Below are 2,518 nucleotides of genomic sequence, written 5' to 3'. Positions count from 1 at the left end.
TGCATAGCCTCTCGGCCAGCGTGGGTCAGCAAGTGGGCCCCGGCCAGGTGCTGGTGCAATGGAAGGAAGCCGCATGAACACCGCCGATGGCACAACTGGTTTCTCGACCGAAGACCTGCAAAGCCTGCAGACCACGGTGGAGCGTTTTGCCAAACGAGCCATCGCCCCACATGTGCCCGAATGGGAGGAAGCCGGTCAGTTTGACCGGTCGCTTTACACCCAGGCCGCCGAGCTGGGCCTGCTGGGCTTGGGCTACCCCGAACACTTGGGCGGCACACCTGCGCCATGGCGTGCGCGCAACATGCTGTCGCAAACTTTGGCACGCTACGGCGGCAGCGGCGGTGTGATGGCCAGCCTGTTCTCGCTCAACATCGGCTTGCCGCCGGTCATGGCACATGGCAGCGCCGAGTTGCAAGCCGAAGTGGTGCCGCCCGTGCTGCGCGGCGAGCGCATTGCGGCACTGGCCATCACCGAGTCTGGCGGCGGCTCGGACGTGGCCGGCCTGCGCACCACCGCCCGCGCCGACGGCGCGGACTACGTGATCGATGGCGAGAAAGTCTTCATCATCACCTCGGGCCTGCGGGCTGACTGGATCACGTTGGCCGTGCGCACTGATGCGGCCAGCAAAGGTGCCAGCGGCATCTCGATGGTCGTCGTACCCGGTGACACGCCCGGCATCACGCGCACGCGCCTGCACAAGATGGGCTGGCACAGCTCGGACACGGCGCAGCTGCGTTTTGACGGCGTGCGCGTACCCCAGCGTTATCGCCTGGGCTAAGAAGGCGCGGGCTTCAAAATGATCATGGGCAACTTCAACGGCGAGCGCCTGGCCATGTCGGCCATGGCGCTGGGTTTTGCTGAGGCCTGCTTTGACGAAGCCCTGGCCTGGGCACGCCAACGCCAGACCTTTGGTGCAGCCCTGATCGAGCGGCAGGTGATTCGTCACAAACTGATGGACATGCAAATGCGCATCTCGTCGACGCAAGCCTGGGTCGATGCCGTGGCGCAGCAGGCCGATGCTGGCCAAACCAATGCCGAGTGGGTGGCGCAGGTCTGCCTGCTGAAAAACCACGCCACCCAAACCCTGCAGTTTTGCGCCGATGCCGCCGTGCAACTGCTGGGCGGCATGGGCTACATGCGCGGCACCGTGAGCGAGCGGGTTTACCGCGAAGTCAAGGTGATGATGATCGGCGGTGGGGCCGAAGAGATCATGAAAGAGCTGGCGGCCAAGCAGTTGGGCATTTGAAGCCTCGAATGCACAACATGCGCAGATAATCCCCGCTGCATCCACTCGCAAACTGCCCATGCGCACCACATTCAACTACAAGCACTTGTACTACTTCTGGGTCGTGGCCAAGGAGGGCGGTATCACCCGGGCCGCTGACAAACTCGACATGGCCGTGCAAACCGTGAGCGCACAGGTGCGCGAACTCGAAAAATCGCTCGGTTATGCCTTGCTCAAACCTGCCGGGCGTGGCCTGGTGTTGACCGATGCCGGACGAGCCGCCATGAAACAAGCGGACCTCATTTTTCAGTTGGGCGAAAACTTGCCCGCGCTGGTGCGCGATGCAGTCAGTTCACCCACTGTGCGGCTGGCTGCAGGCATCTCAGACGGCCTGCCCAAACTCGTGGTACGCCGTCTCATGCAGCCCGTCATGAGCGAGCCGCATCTGCGTTTGCTCTGCCACGAGGGTGAATTCGACGACCTGCTGGGCGACCTCGCCCTGCACCGTCTGGATGTGGTGTTGTCTGACCGACCTGCCCCAGGCAACGCCAACATCAAGCTCTACAACCACGCCTTGGGTTCCTCCCCTGTGTCTTGGTATGGCACTGCTGCGCTGGTCAAATCGGCCCAGAAAAGATTTCCGGCCAGCCTGGCAGAAGTACCGGTGTTGCTGCCCACCAGCCACACTGCCGTTCGCACCCGGCTGGACCACTGGTTTGAACAGCGCGGCATCCGAGCGCGCATCGTGGGTGAATTTGAAGACAGTGCTTTGCTCAAGACCTTTGGCGAAAGCGGCATGGGTGTGTTCCCGGCCGCTGAATGGGTCCACGACGAGCTGCTGGCGCACTACGATGTGCAGCGCCTAGGGCCCTGCGAAGGCGTGAAAGAAAACTTTTTTGCCATAGGCACCGAAAAGAAGGTGCATCACCCGCTGGTGCAGCGGCTCTTGCAAGCCAGCGACGCGGCCCACTGAGCCACGAAAATACGGAGTCACGCAGGCTCCGCAGCCCCAGACTTAAAAAAGCCCCCAGAGCTTGTGACCCTGGAGGCTTCTTCAAGAACGCCGCGCTTCAGGCTTTGGCCGAACGCACACTCAGCAACATGGTCGCGGCCAAGATACCGACCACCACACCCAGCGAGATGCCTACCGGGATTTTGAACACATCGATCAAGCACATCTTGGTGCCAATGAACACCAGGATCACGGCCAGGCCGTAGTTGAGCAGGTGAAACTTGTTGGCCACTGCCGCCAGCAAGAAATACATGGCACGCAAACCCAGGATCGCGAACACG

Annotated in this window: 1 protein-coding gene and 2 pseudogenes; 2 read left to right on the top strand and 1 reads right to left on the bottom strand. The window is 62.0% G+C overall.

Features of this window, described 5'->3' with window-relative positions:
* The first annotated feature begins 73 nt into the window (after nucleotides 1–73).
* Nucleotides 74–1,246 (top strand): annotated as a pseudogene (locus tag Q0341_RS11435) (acyl-CoA dehydrogenase family protein).
* A gap of 58 nt (nucleotides 1,247–1,304) precedes the next feature.
* A complete protein-coding gene (locus Q0341_RS11430) occupies nucleotides 1,305–2,198 on the top strand; it encodes a LysR family transcriptional regulator (protein ID WP_299513367.1) in 894 nt (297 codons plus the stop codon).
* 97 nt (nucleotides 2,199–2,295) lie between these two features.
* On the opposite strand, the pseudogene Q0341_RS11425 reads toward Q0341_RS11430, so the two are convergent.
* Nucleotides 2,296–2,518, bottom strand: a pseudogene (locus tag Q0341_RS11425) (hypothetical protein); the annotation flags it as partial.

This window comes from uncultured Limnohabitans sp. (assembly GCF_937889215.1).
Lineage (GTDB): Bacteria > Pseudomonadota > Gammaproteobacteria > Burkholderiales > Burkholderiaceae_C > Limnohabitans_A.
Note: the sequence above shows the minus strand (reverse complement) of the source record. Positions and strands in the feature narration are given on the sequence as shown.